The organism is Devosia aurantiaca (assembly GCF_011058215.1).
Taxonomy (GTDB): Bacteria; Pseudomonadota; Alphaproteobacteria; order Rhizobiales; family Devosiaceae; genus Devosia; species Devosia aurantiaca.
On sequence record NZ_JAALFG010000004.1, the window covers coordinates 291,140 to 307,103 of the forward strand.

Here is a 15,964-nt window from a genome sequence, read left to right on the forward strand (position 1 = left end):
GAAATTTGTCAGGCCCGTGCGCTGCGGCACTGACAAGAAAAGCGTAGCCACAATCTCTAAACCCGAAACGCAGACTTGACAAAGTTGACAATTAAGTTGTCAAAGTTGGATGCAGTAATGGGGAGGTGTTCAGTGAAAAACGGCGCGCCGGAAGACGTTAAGGCTGGAGCACGATGGTGGATCGACGAGCCGGTCCGCATGGCGCTGTTTCTCTATAACCAATATCAGGCACCCGTCGATACCGACGCCTTCGTGCAAAAGCTCGTCGATCTCCATGTCAACGCGGTCGTTCTGCCCACCGCTGGCATCGCCGCCTTTTACCCCACCGAAGTCCCGTTCCACGTCCGCGCCCCGTCGCTGCCGGAAGGCCGCGATCTGGTCGGAGAAATTGTCGAAAAGGCTCATGCCAAGGGCATCCGAGTCGTTGGTCGCTTCGAGTGGACGGTCAATCAGGACAAGTCGCTGATCGAAGCGCATCCGGACTGGGTGCAGCGCGATCCGGAGGGCAATTCGCCGCTCTGGAACGACACGCATCTGATGTGCGTCAATGGCGGCTACATGCAGGAGCACATCTTCAAGGTCATGGACGAAGCGCTGACGCGCTTTCCGCTCGATGGCATGTTCTTCAACTATGGCGGCGGCCAGCGCACCGCCTTCGGACCTTGTCAGTGCGACAATTGCCAGCGCCTCTATCACGAAAAATACGGCAAGGACCTGCCTCTCAAGCCCGACCCCGACTACCTCGAATTCATGGGCGAATGCGCTGCAAAGCTCGCGGCCAGGATCAAGGCCTTTGCCAAGAGCAAGAACCCTTCCATCAATTTCATGGTTGGGCGCGAAGCGGATTCCACCAATTCCGAAACCCATGGCGCGCCGGTCGCCGAGGCCCATGCCTTCTGGCTCTATGACGCAAGCGAGACGGTCAACCGCTACCGGGCGGCCTATCCCGACCGCATGTCCTTCAACAACGACTCGGCTTTCCTCGATGGCCGCTGGCGCTACGCCCACCGTTCGGCGCCGGAAGGGGAAATCCGCGGCTTCCAGAACATGGCTAATGGGGCAGGGCCCTACCTTTTCGTCAATGGCAACCATGAGCAGTTCGACCGCAACGGCGAAAAGGGCGCGCTGCCGGCCTTCACCTTCCATCGCAACAACGAAGACCTTTACGTCCGCCAGGAAAACGCCGCGCGCGTGCTCTTGATCGACACGCCACGTCCGACACTGACGCAACTGCTGATGTTCTACGGCACCCAGGGCGAGAACGAAGGACTGCCGCCCGGCAATGGCGGCTTCGGCTACCGCGACAGCACCGAACTCGGCAGCGGTAGCGAGAACCACAATACCGCCATGTCCGGCTTTTTCCGGCTCCTAACGGAACACCACATCCCCTTCGTGCTGTCGAAGGACCTGAGCTGGATCGACAGCGACCCTCAACGCTACGATCTGGTCATTTCGAGCAAGGGCGCCCCGCCCGAACTGGATGCCTATCTCAAGAAGGGCGGGCGCGTTCTGGCCGCCGGCGCCACGAGGCCGGACCTCGACCTGCCACCGACGGTCAAGCTCTGGAAGCGCAAGGAGACTCTCGCATCCTACTGGCGCGTCCGCGACCATGACCTACTGCCGTCGCTCCGCGATGCCGATCTCATGTTCTTCTATAGCGACTACCTCGAGCTCGAGAGTCCGGGCGCGGCGCTGACGCTGGTGCCCCGCACCAAGGTCAATCCCATGGAAATGGTGGGCGAGGGCCTCCATGACACCGATAAGCCTGGCCTTCATCTTGCCGACTACGGCCAGGGGCGCCTGGCCTATCTGCCTTGGGATCTGGGCGACCTCTACTATCGCGCGAGCGCCGTCCACCATGCGTCGCTCTTCAGCGATCTCGTCGATCATCTTCTGCCGCACGGCCGGCAGATCCGCAGCAATGCCCACCCAATGGTGCAGATCACCCTGCAGCAACAGCGACACCGCAACAGGACATTGGTCCATTTCGTCAATCTTTCTGGGGGTCGCAGGTTGCCTACCACCCGGCCATCCCCATGGGCGCCATCGAGGTCCAGGTTCAGGGCAAATTTGCCGATGCAAGGATGGCCAGCACGGGTCGCGGCTTGTCAGTGCGTCGCGCCGACGGCTACACCACGTTCACCTTGCCGCAACTCGATACCTATGACGTGGTCGTACTTTCATGACACTGACAATTTCCAATACCTTCCAGACGATCGATGACCTTGCTGACGCCCTGATCGGCGGTCACGACGGTGGCCCGCTGATTGAAAGCGTTCCCGACCATCTGGTCCCCACCGATGTCGCCGCGGTGCGCTCGCTGCAGGACCTCATCGCCGCGCAAGCTCGGTGAGCTCGGCGGCTGGAAGATCCTGGCCGGCGGCGCTGAGAGCGAGCCGCTTTGCGCACCCATCCCCGCCAACCGCTATTTCGAAGATGGCGCGACCCTCGATGCAAAAAGGCACCGCTTCGTCCTGGTGGAACTCGAAGTCGCGGTAAAGCTCGGACAAGACCTCGCCTCCGGCGCCGATGAATCGGCAGTCGAGGCGGCCATCGCATCGATTCATCCCGCGCTCGAGCTGGTCGGCAGCCCCTTTGTCGATCGTGACGCGATCGACTTCAACACCAAGCTGGCCGACCTCCAAAGCAACGGCGCCGTGGTCGTGGGACCAGCCTTTTCCGCCGACGTCAAAGCCCAGATCAGCCAGTTTCCGGCGACGCTGACGCATGACGGCGCGATCGTCAAATCCGGCCAGGGCGGCGCCAGCTGGGTGCAGATCGTCGAAGCCGTGCGCTGGCTCGCAACGCACGCCGCCGAACGCGGCATGCCTCTCAAGGCCGGCAACAACGTCATCATTACCGGTTCCCGCGTGCTGGCACCCAGCGAGGGCACCCGCGACGTAGTTGGCGCCTTCGGCGAGTTTGGCTCCGTCGCCGCCACGCTCGATCACCCGGACGCCCGCATTGCTTGAGCCAGGCGGACATCGTCAGGTACTGCAGGGGCTGTTTGAGACGGCCGTTGCAGCTGCCGATCCGAGCGAAGCCGTGCGCCGCAACCTGCCGCCTCGCCCAAAGGGGCGAACCGTCGTCGTGGGCGCGGGCAAAGCCGTCGTACCCATATTGACTTCCCTCCACGCGGCGTGGGACGGACCCTTGAGCGGGGCGGTGGTGACCACCGATGCTTCGCTCGAAACCGTAGGTGGCGTGGATATTCTGCGCGCCAGCCACCCCCGTCCCGACGAACGAGGCCTGGCTGCTTCTGCGCGGATGATGGACCTCGTCTCTGGCCTCACCCCGGACGATCTCGTCATCGCCTTGATCTCGGGCGGCGGCTCGTCGCTTTTTGCCCGCACCACCTCCCGCCTTTTCGCTCGATGACGAGTTCACGCTCGGCGATGCACTGTTGCGCTCCGGCGCGCCGATCTCGGCCATGAACACGGTCCGCAAGCATTTCTCGACCATCAAGGGCGGAAGGCTGGCGGCAAAAACCCAAGCGCTCGTCCATACGCTCGTCGTTTCCGACATCCCGGGCGACATCGCCCATCTCGTGGCCTCAGGTCCCACTCTGCCCGACGACGCCGATCGCAACGATGCGCTCGACGCTATCGCGCGGCACAAGATCGACCTGCCGTTCCACATCCTCGACTGGATCAAGGACGCCCGCTCGGCGGCGCCGCACCCGAGCGATGCGATCTTCGCGCGCAACACCCATGCCATCATTGCGTCTGCGAAACTGTCCCTCGAGGCCGCCGCTACCAAGGGGCGCGCCGACGGTTTTCAAGTCGATGTGCTGTCCGACGCCATCGAGGGCGAGGCGTCCCATGTCGGCCAGGATCACGCCGCGTTGACGCGTCGCCATATCCAAGCGTCCGATTCCCCGACCATTCTGCTGTCTGGCGGCGAGACCACGGTCACTATGCGCGGCTCGGGAAAAGGCGGCCGCAACACCGAATTTCTGCTCTCTTGGGCTATTGCTATGGATGGCGTACCCAACGTCTATGCGATGGCTGCCGATACCGATGGCCGCGATGGCTCCGAGACCAATGCCGGCGCCTTTGCCGATGGCACGACCGTCGCTCGTCTGCGGCAACTCGGCCTCGATGCCAGAGCCCTCCTTGCGAACAACGATAGCTACTCGGCCTTCGAAGCCCTCGACGATCTCCTCTTCACCGGCCCGACCGGCACCAACGTCAACGACTTCCGCGCCATCATGATCGCTTGATCAACAGCGACGACGTGACTTCGACCGCGCGGTCATTGTGGACCGCATCCAGGTCACCCCCACCCGCGTGCCGGGCCAAAGCAACATCGCGCTCGCGGATAAGCTCTTCGATTTCCGCCTGATACTGGCGGATGATCGCAGTCAGCCAGCGGTTGACCAGGTATGACGGCTTGGCCAGTTCCATGTCGAACCGCGGCAGCATCGCGATCGTCCCCTGCGCATCGAGCCAGTTGTCGCCGACCACCCACTGGTTGACCGTGAACAGGCGATGGAGCCGCCCATATGCGTCGACCCCAATGGCGACTAGGTGGTGGACAGGCCCCTTGGCGCCATCCGGACGAACGAAGCAATGGTAGTGCCCATGCTCGGTGTCGTCGACCGGCGGCAGGTGGCAGTGATAATACCATTGCCCGCCGCTATCGGGATCGAACACATCGCCCGGCGGATAGTGCGACCAGGCCTCGACGGGCGCATCGCGCAGCGTTTCGCGCAGCACGTTTTCGCCCGACTTGGCCAGAAGCCGCTCGCAATAGGCCACCTCCTGCGCCGCGCGTTCGCTGTCCTCGCTCATCAGCCCTCCTACTGCGCCCCGGCCGCACACGGGTTGAGAGCAGCCCAAGGCGCGCCCGCAGCGCAAGGATTGGCGACAGGCGCCGCCGCTGCACACGGGGCTGCGACAGGTGCGGGTGCACCAACGGCACACGGGTTCGTCGCCGCACACGGATTGGCAACCGGAGCAGCCGCAGCGCATGGACTAGCAGCCGCGCACGGGCTTGCCGCCGCGCAAGGCCCGGCTGCCGCGCAAGGATTGCTCGCCGCACACGGACTTGGCGCCGCAGCCGCAGCCGCAGCCGCCGCAACCGGCTCCGGCGCCCGTGCCGAACTCGTCACATGATCAGCCGCCACCGCCGCTGTCGCCGCCAGAGCGGCCGCACCGAACAAAAACGTATTGCGAGCGCTCATTTCTGCTTGAACCCATCAAGGCCGAACACCGGACGAAGGAAGATGCCGCCAAGGCTGCCGACAAAGGCCGCGGCAAACCACAGCCACCCATGCAGGCTGCCCGAAGCGATGCCCGAAAACAGCGCCCCGATATTGCAGCCGAACGACAGACGGGCGCCATAGCCCATCAAGATGCCCCCGAGCGCCGCGGCCAGGAGCGACAAAATCGGCAACGCCGCCTTGGGCGCAAATTTGCCGGCCAGCCCAGCCGCCAGAGCCGCACCGAGGATCAAGCCGAAATCCATGACCGATGTCGTGTCGGCCAGAACGCTCGCCTTAAGCGCCTGTGCCTGAGCTGGCCAAGTCCAGAACTCCCAGGTATCGACCGGCACGCCGACGGCCTGCGCGATTTTTGCGCCCCAAAGCCCGAAACCATAAGTGATCGACCATGGATGCCCTGCGACCAGAAGGGTAAAGACATTGAGCCCGGCGAGCGCAAGCCCGGCGCCCACCAGCGGCCAGGGACCGCGCAGCAGCCGTGCCCAGCCATGCACATTCGGCGCCTTGATGGTTTCGAGCGACCCATGCTTGCGACGTTCGACCACCACCGTGATCAGCGCCACCGCAGCCAGACCGGCCAGCGTCACCAGCAGGGCCAGTGGCACGCCAAGGCTCGTACCCAAGCTGATCGCCGGCAGCGACGGCTGCGTCAGCCAGAACGGCAGGTGCGCCGTGCCCAGTAGCGCGCCGACGATAAAGAATGCCAGCGTCACCAGCATGCGCGAGCTGCCCCTCCAACCGTAAACAGCGTCCCGGAGCCGCAACCGCCGCCCAGCTGCATGCCGAGGCCGAACATGGCCGCGCCCAGCAGCACCGAGACCCCGACCGGTGCGGTGGCGCCGACAAGCGGCTGCCCAAACGGATTGCCGAGCGTCAGCAATGGAATGAAAGCTATGGCCGCGACGCCGATCATCAACATCTGCGCCCGCATTGCGTGGCCACGCCCTTCAACCACCATGCGACGCCAGCCGCCCGTGAAGCCGAAAGACGCATGGTAAAGCGTCAGCCCCATCAGGCTGCCGATCAAGAACAGCACGGCCTGCCGCAGATCGACAAGCTGCCAGATCGCCAGCGTGCCGAAGGCCAGGGCAAGGCTCGTGAACCAGATCGGGCCGCGATCGAAGGGAATGGGTTGCGGGCGCAATTGCCCGGCCGTCGTATCAGTCATCAAATGCCTCGACAAAAACGAACTTGCCCGGATTGGTCATCCGGGCAAGCAGGCTAAAGATATTTCAGGTCACTCAGTTCGTGACAACCGGGCGGCTCGGGTCGGACGTCCAGTCGGACATCGAACCATCGTAGAGCCGGACATTGGGCAGGCCCTGAACTTCCGACAGGCCGAACCAGGCGATCGATGCCAGGTGACCGGTATTGCAGAAGGAGATGAAGCCTTCGCTGTCATTGACGCCGGCATCGCGGGCCAGCTGGGCAATGGTGTCGGCGCTGGCGAAAGCCGGCTTTTCGGCGTCGTAGAACTTGTCGAAGTTGATGTTGACGGCGGACGGGATGTGGCCAAGCGCCTGCACGGTATTGGTTTTTTCCTGGCCGATGAACTGCGCCACCGAACGGGCGTCGATCAGGTTGGTGTCGCTGGCGATGGCTTTGTTGACTTCCTCGACCTCGGCGCGCAGCTCGGGACGGAACTCGGCATCGAAGGTCGTGGCAACCGGGGTCACCGCTTCGGTGGACAATGGGCCATTGGCCTTGGCCCAGGCTGCATAGCCGCCATCGAGGATCGAGACATTGTCGTGGCCATAGACCTTGAAGGTCCAGTAGACGCGCGTCGCGCCACCGAAATCGGAAGCGTTCTGGCCGCCGGTGAGGATCACGACATGGTCGTTATTGTCGATGCCGAGACCGGAAACCAGCGTCTCGATCGCTTCTTCGGTCGGCAACAGGCCGGGGACGTCGCCGACCTTGGCGCGCCAGCCGGCAGCGGCATAGGGCGCGGCAACGGCGCCGGGCACGTGGCCGGCAGCATAAAGATCGCCGGCATCGGTCGCGTCGCGGATATCGAGGATGACGAGGCTCTCATTGCCCAGATGCTGGTTGAGCCAGGCGGCGTCGACCAGCGGCTGGTCGGTCAGGCGCTCGGCATGGGCCGCGCCGGTCATCAGCAGGGCTGCTGCAGCGAAAGCCGCGCCAGCAATGTTGAGGTTCATGGAAAAGTCCTTCTCTGCAATTCCGAGCTGCGCCATTTATCCCATGCCCTGCCGCGAAAAGCCGCTGACGCAATTCCAAAGCCCGCCCCGAAGGGAAAAATCTATCTAACCGGTATAGATTAGTTCGAAGGAATGTTTCTTCACCATGCTGGGCAGTCTCGGCGCCAGGGGGATACTCCACCAAAGCCGAAAATTAAACGAGCAGCCCTATGACTATAGTGACCCGCCTCCTGTTTGCAGCCACCATCGCCCTTGCTCCGGCACAGGCCTGGGCGCAAGACGCGGCAGCACCAGCCGTCGCGGAAGCGCCGCGCGCGACCGTGGTCAGTTTCGAAGGCGAAGAGCAGCTCAATACACTCGCCGCCGAGGGGACCACCGTCGTCTTCTTTTATGCCGCCTGGTGCCCGAACTGCCGCGCCACCATCGCCGAACTCAATGCCCGTTGGGCCGAGGTCAATCCGGACCTCACCGTCGTCATTGCGGACTACGACAAGGAAACCGCGCTCAAGGGCAAGTTCGGCGTCACCTATCAGGATACCTTCGTGCTACTCGACGGCCAGGGCAATTCGGTCAAGTCCTGGAACGCCGGCGGCGTCGACGGTCTCAATGCAAACAGCGCCGTCTAGTTCGCGCCAATGCTCGTTACGGTAGGCTTTGCCTTTCTCGCCGGTGTGATCACCGTCCTGTCGCCCTGCGTGTTGCCGCTCCTGCCGATTATCCTGAGCTCCGGCGCCCAGGAGGGCAGGGCGCGGCCCATAGGGCTGATCATCGGCTTCGTCGGCGCCTTCACCGCTGCAACCCTAGCCCTGAGCTACCTCGTCCGCTCGCTCGGCGTACCGCCCGATCTCAATCGCATCCTTGCCGGCGCCGTACTGATCCTCCTCGGATTGGTTCTGGCCATCCCCTTCCTTCACCGCGGCTTCGAGCGCTTCGCCGGTGTCATCGCCAGCCGCACGCCGGTGCCGCAAAATGGCTCGGGCTTTGGGGGCGGCCTGGGGTTTGGTGCGGGGCTGGGCCTGGCCTGGAGCCCCTGCGTTGGCCCCATCATGGCGTCGGTCATCACCCTGGCGCTCAATCAGCAGGTCGATGCCGGCGCCATCGCCGTCACCCTTGCATTTTCCCTGGGCACGGCGCTGCCCATGGCTGCCATCATGCTAGGCGGACGGCAAATTACGCGGCGGCTTGCCTGGTTCCAGACCAATGCCGGGCGCATCCAGCAGGTCCTTGGTGTCCTGCTCGTCCTGACGGGTCTCGCCATTTTCGCCGGCTGGGACCGCCAGATCCAGATCCTGCTGCTCACCTGGTTCCCCAATTGGGAATTGGCTCTCACCGGCTGGGAGCCCCGCCCAAGCCTCTAGCGTTTTTACATCAGGCCGGCAGGGCAAAAAATCCTGCCGCACTCGCCCACAACAACGCAATCCCGTTCGTTGCTAATGTCTACTAGATTAGTAGACGATCAAGGTGTCACCAGATCGAAGGGATGCCAAAATGGCCCAGTCTCGCAAAACCTCTCTTATTACCTCGGCCTTCGCCGCCGCATCGCTGCACGCCTTGGCGCTGGGTGCTGCGCCCATCGCCCTGGGATTGGCAACCTTGCCCAGTCAGGCCCAGTCGGAAAGCGTCAGCATCATCACGGGGCAGCCGGAGTTCGAGCGCCTGATCAAGGAAGGCGCCAAGCTCATCGATGTGCGCTCGCCCGCTGCCTATGCCGAAGGCCATGTTGATGGCGCCATCAACCTGCCATGGCAGGCGCTCAACGTTTCGGAAGCCGATGGCATCCGCAATGAATTTGCGAGCAACGCCACCTTCGAAGAACTGCTCGGCAAGGCTGGACTGAGCTATGACGACACGATCCTGATCTACGATACCACCGCTTTGCCCGGCCGCGCCTATGTCGCCTTCGTCTATGCCGGCTTCGATAAGGTTCATGTGCTGGATGGTGGCGTCGGCGCCTGGCAGGGCGAACTGACCACGAATCCGGTGGAAGTCGCCGCAACCACCTTCACCCTCGACCGCAAGAACGACATTCGCGTTTCCAAAGATTACGTCGCCGGCAAGGTGGGTGACGACACTGCGGTGATCATCGATGGCCGCAATGGCGATGCCTATGCCGATGGCCACATTCCCGGCGCGCAGACCCTGCCGGCATCGAGCCTTCTCACCCCCGCCGCGACGCTGCAAAGCGAACCGGTGCTGCTGGCGCTGCTCAACACCGCAGGCGTCAGCCCCGACCGCGAGGTTGTGTCCTATTGCGGTAGCGGCGTCGCAGCGGCCAACAACTATCTGGCCCTGCGCAACCTCGGCTACCAGAATGTGGTGCTCTACGACGCCAGCTGGGACGAGTGGAGCCGTGATCCGCGCTCGGGCCAGCAGTTGGCGCTTGCCAACTATACGTTCGAAGGAACCGCCACTGCGCCTGCCAGCGGGCCCCAGTTCCTGGACGAAGCCGCGGTCAAAGCCCTGGCCAACGATCCCGGTGTCGTCGTCCTCGACGTGCGTTCGCCATCGGACTACGCGGCTGGTCACATCCCGGGGTCCGTCAGCCTGTTCTGGGACCAGACGCTTGACGCCGACCGCGTCCTCCTTCCGGTCGAGGAGCTGCAAAAGCTCTATGCCGATGCCGGCGTCACGCCCGACAAGCGCGTCGTGCTTTTTACCCGGGGCGGCCAGCAGCTCTCGCACAGCTATACCGTGCTCAGCATCCTGGGCTTTTCGGATGTCGACTTTTTCACCGGCAAGTTCGAAGGCTGGGAAAACGGCGCCTTCAAGCGCACCTGAAAACAAAGGCAGGGGCCGAATGGCCCCTGTCTTCCTCCAGAAGACGCGGCTGGGGAGTGGCATTTGGCGCGCTATGTTGTAAACAGCGCCTTAGCGGTCCCGTAGCTCAGCTGGATAGAGCAGCAGCCTTCTAAGCTGTTGGTCACAGGTTCGAATCCTGTCGGGATCGCCAGAAGCTATTGCGCCAGTGGCGCCGTGCTGCCGCGGACGATCAGCTCGCAGTTGAGCACGATATGCATCGCGCTGCGCGTGGTGCCATCGTCCTCCAGAAGGTCGATCAGCGTTTCCGCCGCCAGCCGTCCCAAGGTCTCCCGCGGCTGCCGCATGGTGGTGAGGGCAGGGCGGTAATGAGCGGCCACTTCGAGGTCGTCGAAGCCCACGATCGATATGTCCCGGGGGCACTCTATGCCCTGCTGCCGCAGCCCCGATAAAAAGCCGATGGCCGATTCGTCATTGGCTGCGAAGACCGCTGTCGGCCGCTCGGATAGCGTCATGAAGCGCGCGGCCGCCGCAAAACCCGCCTGCATTTCGAAATTGCCCCGGATCAGCCATTGCGGATTGGGCTCGATGCCTGCCTGCCTCAAGGCGGAGACGAAGCCGGCATTTCGCTCCCGCGCCACCACATTGTTCTCGGGTCCGACGAGATGCCCGATGCGACGATGCCCAAGGTCGATCAGGTGCCGCGTCGCCCGCTCGGCGGCGACCTGATTGTCGGTCAGGACGCGGTGAAATCCGGCATTGGGAATGTCCTCGCAGGCGACCACCATCGGAAACGAATGCGGCGCCGTGGTCAGCACCCGGAGCGCCTGGGGGTCCAGCGATCCGTCCAGCAACAGCAAGCCATCGGCCCGATTAGAGAACAGGTAGCCCTCGAGCCGGCGCGCCGATTCGTGCCCGAGATAAAGGTTCGCCACGAGGACGCTATAGCCGCGGTTCGTGGCCTCGCGCTCGATGGCGTCGAGGATCGAGGAAAAGAAGCCGTTTCGGATGTCCGGAAGGGCCACGAGAATGGTTTTTGCCGCCCTTTGGCGCAGCGATCGGGCGGCTTGGTTGAGCGTGTAACCGGTTACACGGATTGCCTCTGAGACCCTGTCACGCGTCCCCAGGCTCACCCGTTCGGGGCTCGACAAGGCTCTGCTCACCGTGGCTGTGGAAACCTTGGCGAAGCGCGCAACATCCTGAATGGTCGGCGTTTTTCGCATATCTGACATGTCTGGCAGCGCCCCTCCCGCTGTCAGGAAACATCAAGGGTCTAAAACGATCTTGACAGGTCCGCAAGGCTTGTATGAAACTCCTGAAATCGATTGCACAACCCATTTGGACGGTGTAGTGCAATCGATTACATGCGGTTGCGGAATGCTCTCCGAGAAGAGTAGGCTTGCACTGCGTGCATCGCTGGGGCCTCAAGCTCCTCGTGTTCGTTGGGAGGACAACCTATGAAGAAATTTGCAGTGGTCGCCGCAATGGCAACCGCTTTCCTCGGCTCCACGTCGGCTTACGCTGTGGATCTGGAAGTGACGCACTGGTGGACGTCGGCTGGTGAAGCTGCCGCCATCGCCGAATTCGCCAAGGTCTTCGAAGAAGAAACCGGCAACAACTGGGTCGACTCTGCGCTTGCCGGTTCCGGCACGGGCGCGAACCCCGTTATCATCAGCCGCATCATCGGCGGTGACCCGATGGGCGCCACTCAGATGAACACCGGCCGCGACGCTGAAGAGCTCATCCAGGCCGGCCTGATGCGCGACCTGACCGATGTCGTCGCCGACATGGATCTCGACTCCTTCTACGTCGACCCCAAGCTGCTCGATAACTGCCGCTACGAAGGCGGTCTCTACTGCCTGCCGATCAACATCCACTCGTGGGACTGGCTGTGGCTCTCCACCGCTGCCTACGAAAAGATCGGCCAGCCGGTTCCGACCAACTGGGACGAATACGTTGCCTCCTGGCCCGCGCTTCAGGAAGCCGGCATCCTGCCCTTCGGCCTTGCCACCGGCTGGCCCTTCTCCGGCATCCCGGGCGTGCTGATGTCCGCCCTCGGTGGTCCTGAGCTGATCAACCGCGTCTATGTCGACAAGGATCCCGAAGCTGTCCGCAGCCCGGAATTCCGCCGCGTCGTCGAAGCGCTCGACAGCCTCCGTCAGGTTGTCTCGCCCGAAACCATGGTGCCGTCCTTCGGCGACGTCGGTACGCAACTGCTTGAAGGCACCGCTGCCGGCAACATCCACGGTGACTGGCTCGCAGGTGACCTCCAGGTCGCAGGCGGCGTCCCCGGCGAAGATTACGAATGTCTCCCCGCGCTCGGCCTCGGCCAGCAGCTCGGCGGTGGCGGCGACTCGTTCTACTTCCCCAAGCTCCCCGAAGGCACCGATCCGGCTGTGATCGAAGCCCAGGCCCAGCTCGCCCGCATCCTGATCTCGCCCGAAGCCCAGCTCAAGTTCAACATGGTCAAGGGCTCCATGCCCATCCGCACCGACATCGACCTGAGCCAGGCCAACCCCTGCATGCAGAAGGCTCTCGCCCTTCTCCCGAACGGCCTCCTGCCGACCGGCGACTCCAACCTCTCCAGCGACGCTCAGCAGCAGACCCAGGACCTCAACACCGAGTTCCTCGATGACGACAGCATCACCATCGACGACTACGTCGAACGCTATGCTTCGATCATTGAATCGGCTGACTAAGCCTATCGTCTAGCCGGGTGGGAGCACGCTCCCACCCTCGAAAATCCGTGGTCGGCCTTGCTCGACAAGGTCGGCCACGTGCACTTGGAGAGACATGATGGCGGATACTGCCGCTCCTTTGGCAATGGGCGCCGAGAGGGTCGATCGGCCCGGCCTGCTGCAACGAATTTTCCTGCATAACGTGCCCGCCAAGATCGCCGCCTTGCCCATGGTGGCAACCGTGCTGGTGGTTTTTGTCGGCTGCGTCGCCTGGACGATCTATTACTCGTTCACCAATTCAAAGCTCCTGCCCACCGGCAAGTTCGTCGGCTTCGACCAGTACGAACGCCTGTTCGCGACGTCCCGCTGGAACGTCTCGGTCTGGAACCTCATCGCCTACGGCTCGATGTCGCTGGTCTTCACCCTGGTCATCGGCTTCATCCTCGCCGTCCTGATCGATCAGAAGATCCGCTTCGAAAGCGCCTTCCGCACCATCATGCTCTACCCTTTCGCCCTCTCGTTCATCGTGACGGGCCTGGTCTGGCAGTGGATCATGAATCCGACCCTGGGCCTCCAGGGCACGCTGCGCGGCCTCGGCTGGACCGGCTTCACCTTCGACTGGATCGCCAATCCGCGCATGGTGCTGTTTGCACTCCTGATCGCCGGCCTCTGGCACGGCACCGGCTTTTGCATGGTGCTGATGCTTGCCGGCCTCCGCGGCGTCGACGAAGAAGTCTGGAAGGCTGCACGCATCGACGGCATCCCCACCTGGCGCACCTATGTCTCGATCGTCATTCCGATGATGCGCGGCGTCCTCGTCACCGCGGTGGTCATCATCGGCTCGGGCATCGTCCGCCTCTATGACCTTGTCGTGGCGCTCACCAATGGCGGCCCCGGCATCTCCTCGGAAGTGCCCGCCAAATACGTCTTCAACTACATGTTCTCGGGCGGCAATATCGGTCAGGGCCTGGCCGGCGCCACCATGATGCTCTTGACCGTTCTCATCATCATGATCCCGTGGGCCTATCTCGAATTCGGCGGAAAGGGCCGTCGCACATGAGCATGACCGCCACCATTCCAGCCGGTACGCCCATGGCGGCCGGTGCCAACGAGCCGCGCGGCCAGCGTCCCAAGCCGTTCTTCACTCCTAAGAAGATCATGCTTTATACCGTGCTGGTCTTCTTCTCGCTCTACTACCTTTTCCCGCTCTACGTGATGCTCACCACATCGCTCAAGACCATGCCGGAAATCCGCTTCGGCAACATCTTCGCGCTGCCGACGGCACCCAGCTTCGACGCTTGGTTCAAGGCGTGGAGCAGCGCCTGTACGGGTCTGACCTGTAACGGCCTTGCTCCCGGTTTCTGGAACTCGGTCAAGATCACCATTCCGTCCACCATCGTTTCGATCTTTATTGCGGCGGTAAACGGCTATGCTCTGGTCAATTGGCGCTTCAAGGGTTCGGAAATCTTCTTCTCGATCCTGATCTTCGGCTCGTTCATCCCCTATCAGGTGATGCTCTATCCGCTGGTGATGATCACCCGTGAATTGGGCATCTTCGGCTCGCTTCAGGCCGTCATCCTGATCCACACCATTTTCGGCATGCCCATCCTGACCCTGCTGTTCCGCAATTACTTTGCGTCGCTGCCGCAGGAGCTGTTTAAGGCCGCGCGTGTCGATGGGGCAGGGTTCTGGCGCATCTTCTTCGAGATCATGCTGCCCATGTCGCTGCCGATCTTCGTCGTGGCGCTGATCCTGCAGATCACCGGCATCTGGAATGACTTCCTGTTCGGCGTCGTTTTCGCCGGCAACGTCAACTACCCGATGACCGTGCAGCTCAACAACATCGTCAACTCGGCCCAGGGCACGCCCGAATACAACGTCAACATGGCCGCCACCGTTCTCACTGGCCTCGTGCCGCTTACAGTCTACTTCGTATCCGGCAAGTGGTTCGTCCGCGGCGTTGCCGCTGGTGCGGTGAAGGGATAATTCAATGCAACAAAGCGTTTCCATCCGCGACCTCACGCTGAACTTCGGCAGCGTCAAGGTTCTCGAACACCTCAATCTCGACATCGCCCAAGGCGAGTTCATCGTCCTGCTCGGGCCGTCGGGCTGCGGCAAGTCCACCTTGCTCAACTGCATTGCCGGCCTGCTCGACGTATCCGACGGCCAGATCTTCATCTCGGGCAAGAACGTCACCTGGCTCGAGCCCAAGGATCGCGGCATCGGCATGGTGTTCCAGTCCTATGCGCTTTATCCGCAGATGACCGTGGAAAAGAACCTCAGCTTCGGCCTCCGCGTTGCCGGCATGCCCAAGGCCGAGATCGACCAGCGCGTCGCCCGCGCTGCCGAAATCCTGCAGATCCAGCCGCTGCTCCAGCGCAAGCCGGCAAACCTCTCCGGCGGTCAGCGCCAGCGCGTCGCCATCGGCCGCGCCCTCGTGCGCGACGTGGACGTCTTCCTCTTCGACGAGCCGCTGTCCAACCTCGACGCCAAGCTCCGCTCGGACCTTCGCGTCGAAATCAAGCGCCTGCATCAGCGTCTCAAGAACACCATGATCTACGTCACCCACGACCAGATCGAGGCCCTGACGCTGGCTGACCGCATCGCCATCATGAAGAATGGCGTGATCCAGCAGCTTGCCGATCCGGCCACCATCTACAACAAGCCGGTCAACCTCTACGTCGCTGGCTTCATCGGCTCGCCCTCGATGAATTTCATCCCCGGCACGCTGGATGGCGAGACCTTCACCGCCAATGACGGCACCCGCATCCCGGTCGGCGCCTATGATTTCGTGACCCGCCTCTCCGGCGCCACTAAGTCGGTGCTGGGCGTGCGTCCCGAGCACATCCTGCTCGGCGATGCTGCGCGCAACATGCCGTTCCAGACCCAGGCCGAAATCGAGATCGTCGAGCCCATGGGGTCGGAAACCCTGGCCTGGACCAAGGTCGCCGGCGTCCCGGTCACCTTCCGCTGCTCCAGCGATATCCCGCTGCATGTCGGGGAAAAGGTCACCGTCGGCTTCGACATCGCCCGCGGTTCCCTCTTCAACGCCGAAAGCGAAGCACGGCTCTAACTGCGGTAGGGGAGGGCACGTGCTGCCCACCCCCACCAGCTGTCACCCCGGCGAAGGCCGGGGCCCATCC

Annotated in this window: 13 protein-coding genes, 1 tRNA gene and 2 pseudogenes; 12 read left to right on the plus strand and 4 right to left on the minus strand. The window is 62.9% G+C overall.

Annotation, left to right across the window (positions count from 1 at the left end):
* The first annotated feature begins 132 nt into the window (after positions 1 to 132).
* The 4 genes and pseudogenes from G5575_RS17025 to G5575_RS17040 all read left to right on the plus strand — a co-directional run bounded on the left by G5575_RS17025 (position 133) and on the right by G5575_RS17040 (position 4,222).
* Positions 133 to 2,223: a family 10 glycosylhydrolase gene (locus G5575_RS17025; RefSeq protein WP_164535355.1), complete on the plus strand. Its 2,091-nt coding sequence runs from the start codon at positions 133 to 135 to the stop codon at positions 2,221 to 2,223.
* Positions 2,183 to 2,353 carry a hypothetical protein gene (locus tag G5575_RS17030; protein WP_164535356.1) on the plus strand — a complete coding sequence of 57 codons (171 nt, stop codon included), beginning with the start codon at positions 2,183 to 2,185 and terminating at the stop codon, positions 2,351 to 2,353. The genes G5575_RS17025 and G5575_RS17030 overlap by 41 nt, the downstream gene beginning before the upstream one ends.
* A complete protein-coding gene (locus G5575_RS17035) occupies positions 2,301 to 2,972 on the plus strand; it encodes a fumarylacetoacetate hydrolase family protein (protein ID WP_164535357.1) in 672 nt (223 codons plus the stop codon). Before G5575_RS17030 ends, G5575_RS17035 begins: the two co-directional genes overlap by 53 nt.
* Positions 2,965 to 4,222: pseudogene (locus tag G5575_RS17040) on the plus strand (glycerate kinase type-2 family protein). The gene G5575_RS17035 and the pseudogene G5575_RS17040 overlap by 8 nt, the downstream one beginning before the upstream one ends.
* Here the strand turns inward: G5575_RS17040 and G5575_RS17045 are convergent.
* The 3 genes and pseudogenes from G5575_RS17045 to G5575_RS17055 all read right to left on the minus strand — a co-directional run bounded on the left by G5575_RS17045 (position 4,209) and on the right by G5575_RS17055 (position 7,386).
* Entirely contained in the window at positions 4,209 to 4,793 is a 585-nt protein-coding gene (locus G5575_RS17045) for a DUF6969 family protein (RefSeq protein WP_164535358.1), read from the minus strand. The pseudogene G5575_RS17040 and the gene G5575_RS17045 overlap by 14 nt on opposite strands.
* 388 nt (positions 4,794 to 5,181) lie before the next feature.
* Positions 5,182 to 6,392: pseudogene (locus G5575_RS17050) on the minus strand (YeeE/YedE family protein).
* 73 nt (positions 6,393 to 6,465) lie between these two features.
* On the minus strand, positions 6,466 to 7,386 hold the full coding sequence (locus G5575_RS17055; RefSeq protein ID WP_164535359.1) for a sulfurtransferase: 921 nt from the start codon (positions 7,384 to 7,386) through the stop codon (positions 6,466 to 6,468).
* Positions 7,387 to 7,595: 209 nt separating this feature from the next.
* Between G5575_RS17055 and G5575_RS17060 the strand changes: the two genes are divergently transcribed.
* The 4 genes from G5575_RS17060 to G5575_RS17075 all read left to right on the plus strand — a co-directional run bounded on the left by G5575_RS17060 (position 7,596) and on the right by G5575_RS17075 (position 10,336).
* Entirely contained in the window at positions 7,596 to 8,012 is a 417-nt protein-coding gene (locus tag G5575_RS17060; RefSeq protein WP_164535360.1) for a TlpA family protein disulfide reductase, read from the plus strand.
* A 9-nt stretch (positions 8,013 to 8,021) separates the two neighbouring features.
* Complete coding sequence (locus G5575_RS17065) at positions 8,022 to 8,744, plus strand: cytochrome c biogenesis CcdA family protein (protein ID WP_164535361.1); 723 nt, start codon at positions 8,022 to 8,024, stop codon at positions 8,742 to 8,744.
* A 130-nt stretch (positions 8,745 to 8,874) separates the two neighbouring features.
* Positions 8,875 to 10,164, plus strand: coding sequence for a rhodanese-like domain-containing protein (locus tag G5575_RS17070; RefSeq protein WP_164535362.1), 1,290 nt, complete (start codon positions 8,875 to 8,877; stop codon positions 10,162 to 10,164).
* A 95-nt stretch (positions 10,165 to 10,259) separates the two neighbouring features.
* A tRNA-Arg gene (locus G5575_RS17075) sits at positions 10,260 to 10,336 on the plus strand.
* A gap of 4 nt (positions 10,337 to 10,340) precedes the next feature.
* Here G5575_RS17075 and G5575_RS17080 read toward each other — a convergent pair.
* Positions 10,341 to 11,375 carry a LacI family DNA-binding transcriptional regulator gene (locus tag G5575_RS17080; protein WP_164535363.1) on the minus strand — a complete coding sequence of 345 codons (1,035 nt, stop codon included), beginning with the start codon at positions 11,373 to 11,375 and terminating at the stop codon, positions 10,341 to 10,343.
* A 225-nt stretch (positions 11,376 to 11,600) separates the two neighbouring features.
* On the opposite strand from G5575_RS17080, the gene G5575_RS17085 reads away from it, so the two are divergent.
* From G5575_RS17085 to G5575_RS17100, 4 genes are all read left to right on the plus strand, one after another.
* Positions 11,601 to 12,842, plus strand: coding sequence for an ABC transporter substrate-binding protein (locus tag G5575_RS17085; protein ID WP_164535364.1), 1,242 nt, complete (start codon positions 11,601 to 11,603; stop codon positions 12,840 to 12,842).
* 124 nt (positions 12,843 to 12,966) lie between these two features.
* Positions 12,967 to 13,881, plus strand: coding sequence for a carbohydrate ABC transporter permease (locus tag G5575_RS17090; protein WP_164535428.1), 915 nt, complete (start codon positions 12,967 to 12,969; stop codon positions 13,879 to 13,881).
* A 2-nt stretch (positions 13,882 to 13,883) separates the two neighbouring features.
* Complete coding sequence (locus tag G5575_RS17095; RefSeq protein WP_407924879.1) at positions 13,884 to 14,807, plus strand: carbohydrate ABC transporter permease; 924 nt, start codon at positions 13,884 to 13,886, stop codon at positions 14,805 to 14,807.
* A 4-nt stretch (positions 14,808 to 14,811) separates the two neighbouring features.
* Complete coding sequence (locus G5575_RS17100; RefSeq protein WP_164535366.1) at positions 14,812 to 15,894, plus strand: ABC transporter ATP-binding protein; 1,083 nt, start codon at positions 14,812 to 14,814, stop codon at positions 15,892 to 15,894.
* The last annotated feature ends 70 nt before the right edge of the window (positions 15,895 to 15,964 follow it).